15 protein-coding genes are annotated in these 14,226 nt (G+C 70.2%); 6 read left to right on the top strand and 9 right to left on the bottom strand.

The features are described from left to right. Positions 1–309, top strand: a 309-nt coding sequence (locus AX018_RS10830) for a transposase (RefSeq protein WP_146749284.1), incomplete at its 5' end; no start/stop codon positions are given. An 8-nt stretch (positions 310–317) separates the two neighbouring features. Here AX018_RS10830 and msrA read toward each other — a convergent pair. From msrA to msrB, 3 genes are read right to left on the bottom strand one after another with little or no spacing between them, the layout of a single operon-like run. Further along, positions 318–1,058 carry a peptide-methionine (S)-S-oxide reductase MsrA gene (gene msrA / locus AX018_RS10825; RefSeq protein ID WP_111877293.1) on the bottom strand — a complete coding sequence of 247 codons (741 nt, stop codon included), beginning with the start codon at positions 1,056–1,058 and terminating at the stop codon, positions 318–320. Between the two features lie 32 nt (positions 1,059–1,090). Beyond that, on the bottom strand, positions 1,091–2,932 hold the full coding sequence (locus tag AX018_RS10820) for a cytochrome c biogenesis protein DipZ (protein WP_111877292.1): 1,842 nt from the start codon (positions 2,930–2,932) through the stop codon (positions 1,091–1,093). A 13-nt stretch (positions 2,933–2,945) separates the two neighbouring features. Next, complete coding sequence (gene msrB, locus AX018_RS10815) at positions 2,946–3,443, bottom strand: peptide-methionine (R)-S-oxide reductase MsrB (protein WP_111877291.1); 498 nt, start codon at positions 3,441–3,443, stop codon at positions 2,946–2,948. A 190-nt stretch (positions 3,444–3,633) separates the two neighbouring features. Here msrB and AX018_RS10810 point away from each other — a divergent pair, with 190 nt between their 5' ends. After that, on the top strand, positions 3,634–4,350 hold the full coding sequence (locus AX018_RS10810; RefSeq protein ID WP_111877290.1) for a winged helix-turn-helix domain-containing protein: 717 nt from the start codon (positions 3,634–3,636) through the stop codon (positions 4,348–4,350). Beyond that, positions 4,347–5,864 (top strand): HAMP domain-containing sensor histidine kinase, encoded by a 1,518-nt coding sequence (locus AX018_RS10805; RefSeq protein ID WP_111877289.1) that lies wholly within the window; start codon positions 4,347–4,349, stop codon positions 5,862–5,864. Before AX018_RS10810 ends, AX018_RS10805 begins: the two co-directional genes overlap by 4 nt. 168 nt (positions 5,865–6,032) lie before the next feature. Here AX018_RS10805 and AX018_RS10800 read toward each other — a convergent pair whose 3' ends face one another. The 5 genes from AX018_RS10800 to AX018_RS10780 are packed head-to-tail and all read right to left on the bottom strand — an operon-like array spanning position 6,033 to position 10,918. Continuing rightward, positions 6,033–7,067, bottom strand: a complete 1,035-nt coding sequence (locus tag AX018_RS10800; RefSeq protein ID WP_111877288.1) for a GGDEF domain-containing protein — start codon at positions 7,065–7,067, stop codon at positions 6,033–6,035. A gap of 40 nt (positions 7,068–7,107) precedes the next feature. Beyond that, complete coding sequence (gene trmB, locus AX018_RS10795; RefSeq protein ID WP_245951510.1) at positions 7,108–7,845, bottom strand: tRNA (guanosine(46)-N7)-methyltransferase TrmB; 738 nt, start codon at positions 7,843–7,845, stop codon at positions 7,108–7,110. Positions 7,846–7,862: 17 nt separating this feature from the next. Then, entirely contained in the window at positions 7,863–8,843 is a 981-nt protein-coding gene (gene gluQRS / locus AX018_RS10790; protein ID WP_111877286.1) for a tRNA glutamyl-Q(34) synthetase GluQRS, read from the bottom strand. Then, on the bottom strand, positions 8,840–9,940 hold the full coding sequence (locus AX018_RS10785) for an NAD(P)/FAD-dependent oxidoreductase (RefSeq protein WP_111877285.1): 1,101 nt from the start codon (positions 9,938–9,940) through the stop codon (positions 8,840–8,842). Before AX018_RS10785 ends, gluQRS begins: the two co-directional genes overlap by 4 nt. A gap of 36 nt (positions 9,941–9,976) precedes the next feature. Next, on the bottom strand, positions 9,977–10,918 hold the full coding sequence (locus tag AX018_RS10780; RefSeq protein ID WP_111877299.1) for a LysR family transcriptional regulator: 942 nt from the start codon (positions 10,916–10,918) through the stop codon (positions 9,977–9,979). 105 nt (positions 10,919–11,023) lie between these two features. Here AX018_RS10780 and AX018_RS10775 point away from each other — a divergent pair, with 105 nt between their 5' ends. From AX018_RS10775 to AX018_RS10765, 3 genes are all read left to right on the top strand, one after another. Beyond that, the gene (locus tag AX018_RS10775; protein WP_111877284.1) at positions 11,024–11,725 is read left to right on the top strand and encodes a pirin family protein; all 702 of its coding nucleotides are present in this window, start codon (positions 11,024–11,026) and stop codon (positions 11,723–11,725) included. A gap of 58 nt (positions 11,726–11,783) precedes the next feature. Continuing rightward, positions 11,784–12,338 carry a flavodoxin family protein gene (locus AX018_RS10770; RefSeq protein ID WP_111877283.1) on the top strand — a complete coding sequence of 185 codons (555 nt, stop codon included), beginning with the start codon at positions 11,784–11,786 and terminating at the stop codon, positions 12,336–12,338. 82 nt (positions 12,339–12,420) lie between these two features. Continuing rightward, positions 12,421–13,356, top strand: coding sequence for a pirin family protein (locus AX018_RS10765; protein WP_111877298.1), 936 nt, complete (start codon positions 12,421–12,423; stop codon positions 13,354–13,356). Positions 13,357–13,425: 69 nt separating this feature from the next. On the opposite strand, the gene AX018_RS10760 is transcribed toward AX018_RS10765, so the two are convergent. Further along, positions 13,426–14,181, bottom strand: coding sequence for a sulfurtransferase (locus AX018_RS10760; RefSeq protein WP_111877282.1), 756 nt, complete (start codon positions 14,179–14,181; stop codon positions 13,426–13,428). Between the last annotated feature and the right edge of the window lie 45 nt (positions 14,182–14,226).

The raw sequence follows: 14,226 nt of genomic DNA, 5'->3' as shown, positions 1-14,226 counted from the left end.
CTTGCGGCCTTCAAGCGCTGCAAGCGCTCGCTGGGGCGGGTGCAAAGTGTGCTGACGGACAGCGGTTACACAGGCGAGCCCTTCGCGCAAGGCGTCAAGGACATCCTGGGTGAGCATGTGACGGTGCAGATCGCCAAGAGAAGCGAGTTGCACACCTTCAAGGTCATGCCCAAGCGCTGGGTGGTTGAGCGCAGCTTTGCTTGGCTGGACAAGAATCGGCGGCTATGGAAGAACTGTGAGCGATGGCTCAACACCAGCTTACAGTTCGTCCACTTGGCGTTTCTGGCTCTGCTACTCAGAAGATCGTAAACACGTTCTTAGCGTGGCCCCTTCACCAGCACGGGCTCGCTGCGGTACCGGTCGGCAAACAGCCGCTTGAGGTTGTCCACCTTGGGCAGGTCGTTGACGACGATATAGGGGTTGCGCGGGTTCTCGGTCATGTAGTCCTGGTGGTAGGTCTCGGCGGGGAAGAAACTGGGCTTGTCCGCCAGTTGCGTCACGATGGGCTTGCCGAACAACTTCGTGGCGTCGAGTTGGGCGATGTAGGCCTTTGCCGCCTTGAGCTGGTCGGGGCTCGTGGCGAAGATGGCCGAGCGGTACTGCGTGCCGACGTCCGGTCCCTGGCGGTTGAGCTGTGTTGGATCGTGCGCGACCGAGAAGAAAATCTGCAGCAGCGTGCCGTAGCTCACTTGCGCCGGGTCGTAGGTGATCTCGACGGATTCCGCGTGGCCCGTATCGCCCCGGCTGACGAGCTCATAGGCTGCGGTCGGCGCGGTGCCGCCGCTGTAGCCCGACACCGCGCGCTGCACCCCCTTCACATGCTGGTAGACGCCTTGCACGCCCCAGAAGCAGCCGCCCGCGAAGATCGCCTTCTGCAGCCCTTGGCCGGAGGGCGGCACCTCCAACGCGGGCGGCGGGATCTTCACGGCCTCTTCGGCGGCGGCCCGTGCCGCCGTTTGCCAGGCGAGGCCGCCAGCGAGCAGCAAGCTGCCGCCAGCGAGGCAGCGCAGCGCCGCACGGCGGCGGATCGGATTCGAGACGGATGCGGTAGCAGGCATGGTGCGATCCTGTGTGAACGATGGAGAGCCATTCACCCGAAGGTGAAAGCGTAGGCCGAGACGGCCGGGTCGAGGAACTCGATGCTGAAGGTGCGCGGCGTGATCTCGCCGGTCTGGCGGACCAGCTGGTAGAGCCGCTGCCCGGTCACCGTGCCCGAGCCGTCCTCGGCCACGTCCATGCCGCGGGACGCACCGGGCGGCTGGCCGTCGATCCGGACCCGGAAGCGTACGGGCCTGCCGTCGGGCCCGGGGCCCAGCACGAGGTGCAGGTCGCGGGCCTGGAAGCGGTAGACGATCCGTCCGGAAGCGCCGGCCAGCGTTGCGTGTTCGGAGCCCACGTTCCAGCGGCCGTCCAGTCCCCAGGCATTGAGTGCGGGCTGTGCCGGGGCTGCGTAGGTGGTGGCCTGGTCACGCGCGGTCTTCGGGGTGGACGCGAAATTCTCGCTGCGCGCGTAGCCCACGTACGTTTCGTGCGAGCGCACGGCATCCATGTCGGCGGCCTGTTGCACGCCCTGGGCGTTCACCTCGATCAGGCCTGGGGCCACGCGGGCCGCGCCCGCCTCCTGCAGCAGTTGCTGGACCACGCGCTCGGTCTCGCCGTAGTTGCCTTCCCCGAAATGGTGGTGGCGCAGCCGCCCCTGCGCGTCGATGAGGTAGTGCGCAGGCCAGTACTGGTTGCGGAAGGCTCGCCAGATGGCGTACTGGTTGTCCACGGCCACCGGGTAGGTGATGCCGAGATCCTTCATGGCCCTGGTGACGTTGCCGATGTCGCGCTCGAACGCGAATTCCGGGGCGTGCACGCCCACCACCACCAGCCCCTGGTCGCGGTACTTCTGCTCCCAGGCCTTCACGTAGGGCAGCGCGCGCAGGCAGTTGATGCAGGAATAGGTCCAGAAGTCGACCAGCACCACCTTGCCGCGCAACTGCCCGGCCGTCAGCGGCGCCGAATTGAGCCACTGCGTGGCGCCGTCCAGCGCCGGCGCCTTGCCTTCGTCGGGCAATGGAGCGGCTCCTGCACCGCCCGGACCGGCCATGCGCATGGCGCTGCCGGTGGCCATCATCGCCGGACCGGCATCTGGTGCGGGGGCCATGGCCGGACCTTGCATCATCATCATGGACGGCCCGCCATCCATGGCCATGGGTGCCTCTTGCCGGCCGGCGAGCCGGTCCAGGAGCTTCTGCTCGATGCCGCCGGTGGAGGCGAGCGACAGCCGCGCCAGCAGGCCCGTATCCAGCCCCAGGGTGATCGCGACCACGGCCACCAGCATGGCTCCGCCCAGGCCGCGCCGCAGCCATTCACCCGTGCCCAGCGAACGCTTGAGTGCGGCGAACACCTTGCCGCCGAGCAACAGCGCGGCGGCCATGGACGTCGCGGCCCCCGCGGCATAGGCCAGCAGCATCAGCGTGGATGCGGTGCTCGCCCCTTGCAGCGCCGCACCGGCCAGTATCAGGCCGAGGATCGGCCCCGCACAGGGCGCCCACAGCAGTCCGGTGGCGATCCCGAGCAGGAACGATCCGCCGGGGCGCGGCCGGCCATCGGCGTGCGCCCGCTGCGACAGGCGCGCACCGGCGGCCACCAGCGGCCGTGCCAGCCGCTCGGACAGGCCGGGCCACAGCAGCGCGAGCGCGAACACGGCCATCAGGGCAAGGGCCAGCCAGCGGCCGTACTGGTTTGCCGCCACCACCCAGCCGCCCCCGACGGCAGCCAGCGAGGCCACCAGCGTGAAGCTCAGCGCCATGCCCGCAAGCAGTGGAAGGCCGCTGCGGGCGAATGGCTCGCCCGTGCGCGAGAAAACGAAGGGCAGCACGGGCAGGATGCACGGGCTGACGATGGTCAGCACGCCGCCCAGGTAGGCCAGCAGGATCAGCAGCATGGGGCGCTTCCGTTCAGGCGGGTTGCGGCAGAAAGGTCAGCGACACGCCGTTCATGCAATAGCGCAGTCCGGTGGGCGGCGGGCCGTCGTCGAACACGTGGCCCAGGTGCCCGCCGCAGCGCCGGCAGTGCACTTCGGTGCGCACCATGCCGTACGAGCGGTCCTTGCGCGTGCCGACCGCCTTGTCCAGCGGCTGCCAGAAGCTCGGCCAACCCGTGCCGCTTTCGAACTTGGTCTTGGACGAGAACAAGGGCAAGGCACAGCCGGCGCAGGCATAGGTGCCCGGACGCTTTTCGCTGTTCAGGGGACTCGCGCCGGGGCGCTCCGTACCCTCTTGCCGGAGCACGGCGAACTGCTGCGGCGAGAGCCGCGCGCGCCATTCGGCGTCGGTGTAGCGGACCTCGAAGACCTCGCCGGTACCGGCTGCGGGCGCGCGGCGTGGGACGAGGCCGGCGGCCAGAACTGCCAGAGCGGCGGTTCCGGTGGACAGCAGATGGCGGCGAGTGCTCATGGCGGGCCCTTCGACAAGATGGATTCGGAAAGCGATGTGGGCAAGCATAGGAAGCCGAGGTCCCGCAGTCCTCACGAAGAGTTCAAATATTCGTGATAACTCCGGATCGGCGGATTGCGCACAATGCGGGGCGGGCAGGCTGGACGCGTCATCCCTTCGCGTCACGGTGGCATGCCCGGCCCTCTTGCACATGACTTCCGCCCGCCGCATTCTTCTCGTCGAGGACGACGCCCACATCGCCGACCTGCTCGCGCTGCACCTGCGCGACGAGGGGCTGGAGGTGGTGCATTGCGCTCGCGGTGACGAGGGGCTGCAGCAACTCGAACGCGGTGGCTGGGACGCGCTGGTGCTGGATCTGATGCTGCCCGGCGTGGACGGGCTGGAGATTTGCCGTCGGGCCCGCGGCATGACGCGCTACACGCCGATCATCATCATCAGTGCGCGGGCCAGCGAGGTGCACCGTATCCTGGGCCTGGAGATCGGGGCGGACGACTACCTGGCCAAGCCGTTCTCGGTGCTGGAACTCGTGGCGCGGGTCAAGGCCCTGCTGCGCCGCATCGACGCGCTGGCACAGAACGCTCGTCTGGACGCGGGCAGCCTGGCCGTCGGCGGCCTCGCCATCGATCCGGTGGCGCGCGATGCCCGCCTGGACGGCACGCGGCTGGAGCTGACGCCGCGAGAGTTCGAGCTGCTGCACTTCTTCGCGCGCCAGCCGGGCAAGGTGTTCTCGCGCCTGGACCTGCTCAACGCGGTCTGGGGCTACCAGCACGAGGGCTACGAGCACACGGTCAACACGCACATCAACCGGCTGCGCTCCAAGGTGGAGGCCGATCCGGCCAATCCCCGGCGCATCCTGACGGTGTGGGGACGCGGCTACAAGTTCGCCGAACCCGGGGATGGTGCATGAACCTGACGCTGACGCAGCGGCTGTCCCTGGTCTTCGCATTGCTGCTGCTGGTGTGCAGCGGCACGTCGGTCTGGTTGCAACTGCGCTCGAACCGCATGCACGAGCAGGAAGTGGTGCAGGGACTGTCGCGCGACCTGGCCGAGAGCATTGCGCGCGATGCCCAGCTCACCGACGCCAACGGGCTGATGCCGGGGGCCGTGCGCAACCTGTTCAGCCAGTTGATGGTCGTCAACCCCAGCGTGGAGGTCTACCTGCTCGAACCCGACGGCCGCATCGCCGGGCATGCCGCGCCTGCAGGCCGACTGCGCCGCGACCGCGTGGACCTGGAGCCCGTACGCCGCTTTCTGGCTGGCGCGATGCTGCCCGTTCTGGGTGACGATCCCCGCAGCGCCGACGGCCGAAAGGTCTTCAGTGCGGCGCCGCTGCGGGTGGATGGCCGCGACGTAGGCTTTATCTACGTCGTGTTGCTGGGCGAGGCGCACGACCTGCTGGCGGCCCGTGGCTCGGCCAATGCCGTGCTCAAGACGGCCCTGTGGTCGATCGGCCTGGTAGCGCTGCTGTGCCTGGCGGCCGGACTGGTGGCTTTCACCCTGATCACGAGGCCGTTGCGCCGGCTGACCGAATCGGTGCGCCAGTTCGACATCGATGGCGTACCGCCCGAGCCGCCGGCCCGCGTGCCGGCGGCAAGCGGCAACAGCCGTGATGAGATCGCCGTGCTGGATGCAGCGTTCCGGCAGATGGTCGCTCGCATCGGCGAGCAGTGGAAGGCCTTGACCCGCCAGGATCAGGAGCGGCGCGAACTGATCGCGAATGTCTCGCACGACCTGCGCACGCCGCTCTCGTCCCTGCACGGCTACCTGGAAACGCTGCTGCTCAAGGATGCCGTGCTGGACCCGCCGGAACGCAGGCGCTACCTGGGCATCGCGCTCGACCAGAGCCGAAAGGTCGGTGCCCTGGCGCAAAGCCTGTTCGAGTTGGCGCGGCTGGAGTACGGGTTCGTCCAGCCGGAGCCCGAACCGTTCTCGATGACCGACCTCGTGCAGGACGTGTTCCAGAAGTTCGAGCTGCGGGCCGAGTCGAAGCGCATCGCCATGACCGCGGTGTTTCCGCAGGTCCTGCCGATGGCAGATGCGGACCTGGGCATGATCGAGCGGGTGCTTGGCAACCTGCTGGACAATGCCTTGCGCCACACGCCCGAGGGTGGACGCATCGAAGTCGGGATTTCGTCCTCCGCCGAAGGTCTGGACGTGACGGTCGGCGATACGGGACCAGGCATTTCGGAGGAACTGCGAGAAGGGCTGTTCCAGCGGCCGTTCACCGTGGGCGGCGCGCGTCGCGGCGGCGGGCTCGGCTTGCGCATCGTCCACCAGATGCTGGCCTTGCACGGCAGGCGCATCACCTTGCGCGATACGCCAGGGTCGGGTGCGAGTTTCAGTTTCTCAGTGCCGGCCGCAACGGAGCATTCCGCTCGCTCTGTCGGCTCCCATTCGACTCCCGGCACAGACAACATGTAGCCGGGCCAGAAGCTCGAATCGCGTCTGACCTGGGGGCGAATAGAGATTCTTGGCCGTGTCGAGAGATTAAATTCTGCCCAGAGCGAGGCGGCCTTCATAAGGGCATGGTGCGTGCCATGGCCGCGCGGCCTTCCTGCGCCCGGGGTTGGCCCGCGCGCAGCCGGTTCCTTAAAACAGCTCCACGTCGTCGTTGGCCACCTTGGCGTGCAGATGGCCTTCGCGCACGAGGTCGTCGTAGTAGCAGACGCGGTTGCGCCCGTGCTCCTTCGCGAAATACAGCGCCTGGTCGGCCTGGCCCAGGATCTCCACGGGCGCACCGCGCTCGGTGCTGGCGAAGCCCAGGCTCACCGTCACCTGCCCGACCTGCGGGAACTGGTACTCCTGCACCGTGGTGCGGAAGCGGTTGAACGCCTTGTGGGCGGTGCTCAGGGTGGTGGAGCGCAGCAGGACCACGAATTCCTCGCCGCCGAAGCGGAAGATGCGGTCGTGGCTGCGGAAGGAGTTGCGCAGGAGGTTGGCGATCAGGATCAGCACCTCGTCGCCGTAGAGGTGGCCGAAGCGGTCGTTGACCTGCTTGAAATGGTCGATGTCCACCACCGCGATCCAGTGCTGAAGCGGCTCGTCCTGGTCGGACGGTGCCTCGCTGGCCTCGGCAGGCAGGGCCCCGGCGGGAACGCCGGCGCGCCGCGCGAACTGCTCATCGAAGGTCTTGCGGTTGAAGAGGCCCGTGAGCGCATCGCGCTCGCTGTAATCCAGCAGGCTCTGGTAGTTCTGGTAGACGAAGAACACGCTCTGGATCACGTCGAGCTTGTGCGCGGCGAACGGCCGCGACTGCGTGACTTCGATGCAGGCATGGACCTGGTCGTGCAGCCAGACGGGGAGCCAGAGCGTGTGTTCGCCGCGCCGCGGCGAGTGCAGCGCGCGCGGCTCCCTGCGCGCGATGCATTCCTGCAGGGCGCCGTAGGCCGAGAGGGGTTGCCGGCGCGGATCGGCCGGGGCCTCCCAGTTGCTGCTCACCATCGTGCCGTTTTCGCTCCAGGTGCGCGGGCGCACCCAGGACTCGCCGCCGGACTGGAACATCTCCAGCGCCCGCACCGTTTTGATGGAGGGCAGCTTCTGCAGCGTCGAAAGCACCGATACCTCCAGCCGCAGGTGGTCGCGGTGGCCGGTCATCTCGACCAGGTTGTCCAGGATGGGCTTCATGGAGGCGTGGGGCTTGGCGTTGCGTGCGGTGGGCGCGGGCTCAGGGCTGGCGCTTGAACACGAGATCCCACACCCCGTGGCCCAGGCGCAGGCCCCGGTTTTCGAACTTGGTGAGTGGGCGGTAGTCGGGCTGGGGCGCGTAGCCCTCGGCCGTATTCGAGAGCAGCGGCTCGGCGGACAGCACCTCGAGCATCTGCTCGGCATAGGGCTGCCAGTCGGTCGCGCAATGCAGGTAGCCGCCGGGGCGCAGCCGCCGGGCCAGCTTCTCGACCAGCGGCGGCTGGATCAGGCGGCGCTTGTTGTGGCGCTTCTTGTGCCAGGGGTCGGGGAAGAAGATGTGCACGCCGTGCAGCGATGCCTCCGGCAGCATGTGGTCGATGACCTCGATCGCGTCGTGCTGCAGGATGCGGATGTTGGCGAGCTCCTGCTCGCCGATGCGCTTGACCAGCGCACCCACGCCGGGCTCGTGCACCTCGCAGCAGAGGAAGTTGTCCTGCGGGCGCACGCGCGCGATGTGCGCCGTAGCCTCGCCCATGCCGAAGCCGATCTCCAGGATCAGCGGGGCGCTGCGGCCGAAGGCGGCGGGGGCATCCAGGGGCTGGGGCGCGTAGTCGAGCACGAACTGCGACCCCCAGGTTTCGAGGGCCTTGGCCTGGCCGGTGGTGGTGCGGCCGGCGCGCCGCACGTAGGTCTTGATGGCTTTGGGAAAGGCCACGTCGGCGGGCGGAGCGCCTTCGCCGCGCGGGGCTGGCGGGGATGCGGGGCCGAGGGGGGCCAGGAGGGATTGCGTTGCGGTCACGATGACGGATTGTAGATTCGGGACCACGCCTGCGACCAATAGGACAAAGCCTCGGAAACCGTGCTGTCGTGCGGATGCCGCAGGGCGGGAAGCCCCAGCGCCTGTGCCGCGCGGGACAGCGCCGGCAGCGGCTCGCGCGTGTCCACGGCCGGGGCGCCGTGCTGCTTGGAGAGCTTCTCGCCATCGGGCGCACGCACCAGCGGCGTGTGCAGATAGGCGGGCATGGGAAGCCCGAGCGCATGCTGCAGCAGCAACTGCCGGGGCGTGTTGTCCGAGAGATCCTCCCCGCGCACCACATGCGTGACGCCCTGGTCCGCATCGTCCACGACCACGGCGAGCTGATAGGCCCAGAGCCCGTCGGCGCGGCGCAGCACGAAATCGCCCACGGCCGCGGCCACGTCCTGGCACTGGGGGCCCAGGCGACGGTCGGTCCAGGCCACTCCATGCGTGTCGAGTACGGTGCCCGGAGGCGGGCCGCAGGCCTCCGGCGCGCTGGTGGCCGGGCCAAGTCTTTTCTGTATTTCCGTGGATCGGAATCTCCAGGCGCGCGGTGGGCGCCCTCCGAGGCCGTCCCGGCAGGTTCCGGGGTAGGGCAGCTCGGCATGGCGGTGGCGCTCGCCGTGTTGCGCGGCATGCGCGCGCTCGATGTCGGCGCGCGTGCAGGCGCAGGGGTAGGCACGATGCGCTTGCACGAGGTGATCCAGGACCTCGGCGTACCGGGCGCCGCGCGCGGACTGCCAGAGCACCGCGCCATCCGGCCGCAGCCCGCAGTCCGCGAGCTGGCCGAGGATGGCCTCGGCCGCGCCGGGCTGGCAGCGCGGCCCGTCCACGTCCTCGATGCGCACCAGCCATTGGCCACCGCGCCCGCCGTGCGCGGCGCGCGCGTCCAGCCAGCTCGCCAGCGCGGCGACGAGCGAGCCGGCATGCAGCGGGCCGGTGGGCGAGGGCGCGAAGCGGCCGACGTAGGGCCGGCTCATGCCACGGCGAGCGCGAGTTCCAGCCCCGACACGAAGGCATCCTCCAGGCGGTGGCCCAGGCACCAGTCGCCGGCGATGCCGATGCCGGCGGCCGCGTCCCAGAGGTGGCTGCGGCCCAGCGGCTGCAGGGTCTGCGCCTCGCGCCAGCGCAGCACCTCCGCATGAACGGGGGCCGCGCGCAGGCCCGTCACTTCGGCGAAGGCCTTGATGAGCTTGGCCTGTACGCGCGCGGGGGTGTCCTCCAGGTGCTCCTCGGACCATGCGGGGCTGGCCTGCACGGTCCAGCGCTCCACGGACGAGCGGCCCGGCTTGGAGGATTCCCGTGCCAGCCAGGCGATGCGGTGGTGCGTGCTGCGCGCGGCATTCCACTGGGGCCCCAGCGTGGTCACACCGGGCTGCACCGCATGGGGGTAGGCGAGCATCAGCGTCCAGCACGGCGCCACCTGGACGCCGGCCAGGGGCTGTGCAAGGGCCGGCGCGATGGCCGAGGCCCCGAGCAGCGCGCGGGCCTCGGCCACGGGCACCGCCAGCAGCACGCCGTCGAAGCCGGCATGCACCGGGGTGGCGCCATCCTGCGCCTGGGTGCGCAGCTGCCAGCGTGCGGGATGCATCGGATCGGCCTCGATGCGCGCCACGCGCAGGCCCGCCAGCAGCCGTCCAGACTGCGCCAGCGGCTCGGCCCACGCGGCGGCGAGGGATTGCATGCCGGGCGTGGCGACCCAGTGGGGCTCGCGCGGGGGCGGCGCGGCCGCCGCCACGCGGCCGTTCGCGTCCAGCACGCGCACCGTGCTGGCGCTCCAGGGGCGGCACAGGCCGGAGACGGTTTCCAGCGCCCGTGCGAAGCGTGCGTCCCGTACGGTGAAGTACTGCGCGCCGGCATCGAAGCCGCCGAAGGGCGAATCCACGGTCGCGGTGCGCCCGCCGGGCCCGGCGGCCTGCTCGAAGACCACCACCCCGTGGCCGGCCTGCGCGAGCGTGCGCGCGCAGGCGATGCCCGCCATGCCGGCGCCGATCACGGCGAAGCGCTTCGCCGGCGGAGTCTGCGGGGGGGCGGGGCGCGGGGAGGGCGCGCGAGCGCGGGTGCGGGGAGGGGTCATGTCCGGCCTTTCGTGCAATGGAGAGGAATGGAGGGGTCAGAAGATGTGGTGGTTTTCGAGCAGCGCCTTGCGGGTGGCCGGGCTCTCCAGCTGCTGGAGCCACCATTGCAAGGCCCGGCCGGGCGGCGCGTGCCCCGTGCCGCGCCAGGCGTAGTGCAGGGGCACGCGGCGTGCGGGGCGCGCCACCTGGCGGGTGACGAGGCGGCCCGCCTCCACGTAGGCGCGCACCATGGGTTCGGGCAGGAAGCCCCCGCCCAGGCCGCGCAGCTGTGCCTGCAGCTTGGTCTGCATGCTGTCCACCGTGAGCACGTCCTGGCCGCCCAGCAGGCCCATCGTCATGCCGCCGCGCTGCGCGGTGTCCGCCACGGCGATGGCGCGGTGCTGGCGCAGGACCGAGTCGGTGAGCGGTTCGGGCGCGGTGGCCAGCGGATGGTGCGGCGCCACCGTGAAAATGAAGAGCAGATCGCCCATCACCGCGCCCTGCAGGCCGGGCGCGTTGCAGGCGTTCACCGCCACGCCGAGCGCCAGGTCGGCCCGGCCGGATGTGAGGGCCTCCAGCGTGCCGGAGAGGATGTCCTCGCGCAGCTTGAGCCGCGTCGGCGGCGACTGCGCGTAGAACGCCTCCACCAGCTCCAGCATCGTCGTGGGGGAGATGACTCCATCCACCGCGATGGTGAGCTGCGGCTCCCAGCCCGTGGCCACCCGGCGCACGCGGTGCGCCACGGCCTCCATCTCTTCGAGCAGGCGCGTGCCTTCGCGCAGCAGCTCGCTGCCGGCCTCGGTGGGGCGGGCCTGCCGGGCGCTGCGGTCGAAGAGCAGCACGTCCAGCGCCTCCTCGACCTGCCGCACGCGGTAGGTGAGGGCGCTGGGCACCAGCCCGAGCTGCCGCGCCGCCGCCGCGAAGCTGCCGGTCTCCGCGATGACCTGGAGCATGGACAGGGTGTCGGGCGTGAGGGCGTCGCGCGCGGTGGATTGCATGGCGGGGTTGTTGTTCAAAGGTTTTGAATGATGCCTTCAATCATGCTGCGCCCGCAAGCGGGGAGCGGCTTCTAAAGTGGCGGGCATCCGATCCACCGCCCGCCCATGCTCACCGTCCGAAAATCCTGCGACCGGGGCCATGCCGACCACGGCTGGCTGCGGTCGTGCCACAGCTTCTCCTTTGCCGGATACCGCGACGCGCGCTACATGGGGTTCGGTAACCTGCGGGTGCTGAACGAGGACTGGATCGCCCCGGGCACCGGGTTCGGCATGCACCGCGACCGCGACGTGGAGATCGTCAGCTACATGCTCTCCGGCCGGCTGGCCTACCGGGACTGCCGGGGCCATGCGCGCTCCATCCCCGCCGGGGACGTGCTGCGCATCGGCGCGGGCACCGGGATCTCGCACGGCGAGGTCAACGAGGGCGCGGCGCAGGCCGCGCACTTCCTGCAGATCCGGATCGCGCCGTGCCGGCTGGGCGTGGAGCCGCAGCTCGAACAGGTGCACGTGCCCGACAGCGACAAGCGCGGCCGGCTGCACATCCTGGCCGCGCCGCGGGCCGTGCCGGGCGCGCTCACGCTCAATGCCGATGCCCGCATCCACGCCGGCTTGTTCGACGGCGAGGATGCGGCCGAGCTGACGCTCGATCCGGCCAGGAAGTGCTATGTGCACATGGTGCGCGGGGCGCTCGTCGTCAACGGCCATCCGCTCTCGCACGGCGACGCGGTCTTCATGGAGCAGGAGAGCCTGCTGAGCGTGTCCGGCGGCAGCGCCGCCGAGGTGCTGGTCCTCGATCTCGCGGCCTGACGGCCCCTGTCCATTTTCTGTTTCACGTTTTTCTTCCAACGCTTCAAGGAGCTTACCCATGGCAAACATCGTGGTTGTCTACCACTCGGGCTACGGCCATACGCAACGCCTCGCGCAGGCCGTCGCCGAAGGTGCCGGCGCGCAACTCATCGCCATCGATGCCGACGGCAACCTGCCCGAAGGCGGCTGGGACGCACTGGCCGCGGCCGACGGCATCATCTTCGGCACGCCCACCTACATGGGCGGCCCGAGCTGGCAGTTCAAGAAGTTCGCCGATGCCTCCTCCAAGGCCTGGTTCGGCCGCGCGTGGCAGGACAAGGTGTTCGGCGGCTTCACCAACAGCGCCAGCTTCAACGGCGACAAGCAGGTGACCCTGATCGCGCTGCAGACGCTGGCCTCCCAGCACGGCGGGATCTGGGTGAGCCTGGGCCTGCTGCCCAGCAACAGCAAGGGCGCGACGCGCAGCGACGTGAACAACCTCGGCGGCTCCGTGGGTGTGCTGGCCCAGTCGCCCTCCGATGCCAGCGTGCAGGAAATGTCGCAGGGCGACCTGGACACCGGCCGGGCCTACGGCACGCGCGTGGCGGCCATCACGGCCCGCCTGCGCGGCTGACGTTGCCGGGGGGCGCGGCGGCCCTGCATACTGCCCGTCCATGCCCCCGGCCCGGGGGCGCAAGAAACCGGAGCGCCCCGCCATGACCGAGACCGCCTCTGCCGGCACCCCGCCGTCGCCCATCCTGCTGCTGAACGGCCATGCCCGGGACCTGGGGGGCGGCTTCACCGTGCGGCGCCTGCTGCCCGCGCTGCAGCGGCGATCGGTCGGGCCGTTCGTGTTCTTCGACCATTTCGGCCCGGTGACGGTGCTGCCCGCGTCGCAATACGACGTGCGCCCGCACCCGCACATCGGGCTGGCGACGGTCACCTATCTCTTCGAGGGCGCGATCCTGCACCGCGACAGCCTCGGCTCCCACCAGGAGATCATCCCGGGCGCCATCAACTGGATGACGGCGGGCCGGGGCATCGTGCATTCCGAGCGGCGGCCCGAGCGCCTGCGGCACGCCGCCTACGTGAACCACGGCATCCAGCTCTGGGCGGCGCTGCCTGCGGGCCACGAGGACGCTGAGCCGGCCTTCGTCCACACCCCCGCCGATGCGATCCCCGAAATACGCGAGAGCGGCGGGGCCTGCGTGCGCGTGCTCATCGGCAGCGCATGCGGCCACACCTCGCCCGTGGCGACGCTCTCGCCCACGCTCTACCTGGACGTTCAGTTGCCCGCGGGTGGCGGCTGGACGCTGCCCGCCCTGGCGCCGGAGATGGCGATCTACGCGGTGCGGTCGGATCTGTGGCTGGAAGGCGCCGGCGGCGAGGCCCTGCACCAGCCGGCCGGCACGCTGGCCGTGCTGCCCGAGGGCGGCGGCGCGGTCCGCGTGCACGCGCGGGAGGGCGATGCGCGCTGCATGGTGATCGGCGGCGCCTCGCTCGACGGCCCGCGCCACATCTGGTGGAACTTCGTGTCGAGCCGCAAGGAGCGCATCGTCCAGGCGGCGGACGACTGGGACGCGCAGCGCATGGGGCAGGTGCCCGGCGACCCGGAACGCATCCCGCTGCCCGAGCGGCGCTTCAAGCCCTGACGGGGCCGCCCGGGGGCGGTTCTACAGGCCCGGGGGCGTTCATGTCGTTGTATTTGCTATCTGGCTTGCTCACTTTTCAGGAGCATTTTGGGCGGCCGAGAGATCTGCCGCCAACACCTCGCGTTCGTCGAACACGAAGCAGCCGCCCTGGTAGTGGGCGCCGTCGGTTTCCTCGAAGTACTTGAGGATGCCGCCTTCGAGCTGGTAGACGTGCTCGATGCCTTCCTCGTGCATGAGGATGGCGGCCTTCTCGCAGCGGATGCCGCCGGTGCAGAAGCTCACCACGGTCTTGCCCTGCAGCTCGGCCTTGTGCGCGCGCAGCGCGGGCGGGAACTCGGTGAACTTGGCGATGCGCCAGTCGATGGCGCCCTCGAAGGTGCCGTGGTCCACCTCGAAGGCATTGCGCGTGTCGAGCGTGACCACCGGCCGGCCCGCGTCGTCGTGGCCCTGGCCGAGCCAGCGGCGCAGCGTGGCGGGGGCCACCGAGGGGGCCCGGCCGTCGGCGGGACGGATCGCCGGGTGGTCCATGCGGATGATCTCGCGCTTGGCCTTCACGAGCATCTTGCGGAAGGGCTGCGTGGCGGACCAGCTCTCCTTGGGCGCCAGCGCCGCGAAGCGCGGGTCGGTGTCCTGCAGCCACGCCACGAAGCCGCGCACCACCGGGCCGGGGCCGGCCAGGAACATGTTGATGCCTTCCTCGGCCAGCAGGATGGTGCCCTTGAGGCCGTCCGCCGTGGCCCGCGCGTGCAGCCGCTCGCGCAGGGCCTCGGCGTCGGGCAGCGGCACGAACAGATAGCAGGAGATGTTGAGGACGTCGTGGTTCATCACGGGATGGGTCGCATTGACGGGGCCGCGGCGCGTGCCGGCCGG

This window comes from Paracidovorax anthurii, from assembly GCF_003269065.1.
In the GTDB taxonomy this organism is placed as follows: Bacteria; Pseudomonadota; Gammaproteobacteria; order Burkholderiales; family Burkholderiaceae_C; genus Paracidovorax; species Paracidovorax anthurii.
The sequence above is the reverse complement of the archived record's forward strand: the minus strand, read 5'-3'. Positions and strand labels throughout refer to the sequence as shown.

What these genes read in the sequence shown, in the direction of transcription:
- msrA (WP_111877293.1), bottom strand. Translation starts at nt 1,058, where the DNA reads ATGCCTGCTACCGCATCCGTCTCGAATCCGATCCGCCGCCGTGCGGCG.
- AX018_RS10820 (WP_111877292.1), bottom strand. Translation starts at nt 2,932, where the DNA reads ATGCTGCTGATCCTGCTGGCCTACCTGGGCGGCGTGCTGACCATCGTC.
- msrB (WP_111877291.1), bottom strand. Translation starts at nt 3,443, where the DNA reads ATGAGCACTCGCCGCCATCTGCTGTCCACCGGAACCGCCGCTCTGGCA.
- AX018_RS10810 (WP_111877290.1), top strand. Translation starts at nt 3,634, where the DNA reads ATGACTTCCGCCCGCCGCATTCTTCTCGTCGAGGACGACGCCCACATC.
- AX018_RS10805 (WP_111877289.1), top strand. Translation starts at nt 4,347, where the DNA reads ATGAACCTGACGCTGACGCAGCGGCTGTCCCTGGTCTTCGCATTGCTG.
- AX018_RS10800 (WP_111877288.1), bottom strand. Translation starts at nt 7,067, where the DNA reads ATGAAGCCCATCCTGGACAACCTGGTCGAGATGACCGGCCACCGCGAC.
- gluQRS (WP_111877286.1), bottom strand. Translation starts at nt 8,843, where the DNA reads ATGAGCCGGCCCTACGTCGGCCGCTTCGCGCCCTCGCCCACCGGCCCG.
- AX018_RS10785 (WP_111877285.1), bottom strand. Translation starts at nt 9,940, where the DNA reads ATGACCCCTCCCCGCACCCGCGCTCGCGCGCCCTCCCCGCGCCCCGCC.
- AX018_RS10780 (WP_111877299.1), bottom strand. Translation starts at nt 10,918, where the DNA reads ATGCAATCCACCGCGCGCGACGCCCTCACGCCCGACACCCTGTCCATG.
- AX018_RS10775 (WP_111877284.1), top strand. Translation starts at nt 11,024, where the DNA reads ATGCTCACCGTCCGAAAATCCTGCGACCGGGGCCATGCCGACCACGGC.
- AX018_RS10770 (WP_111877283.1), top strand. Translation starts at nt 11,784, where the DNA reads ATGGCAAACATCGTGGTTGTCTACCACTCGGGCTACGGCCATACGCAA.
- AX018_RS10765 (WP_111877298.1), top strand. Translation starts at nt 12,421, where the DNA reads ATGACCGAGACCGCCTCTGCCGGCACCCCGCCGTCGCCCATCCTGCTG.
- AX018_RS10760 (WP_111877282.1), bottom strand. Translation starts at nt 14,181, where the DNA reads ATGAACCACGACGTCCTCAACATCTCCTGCTATCTGTTCGTGCCGCTG.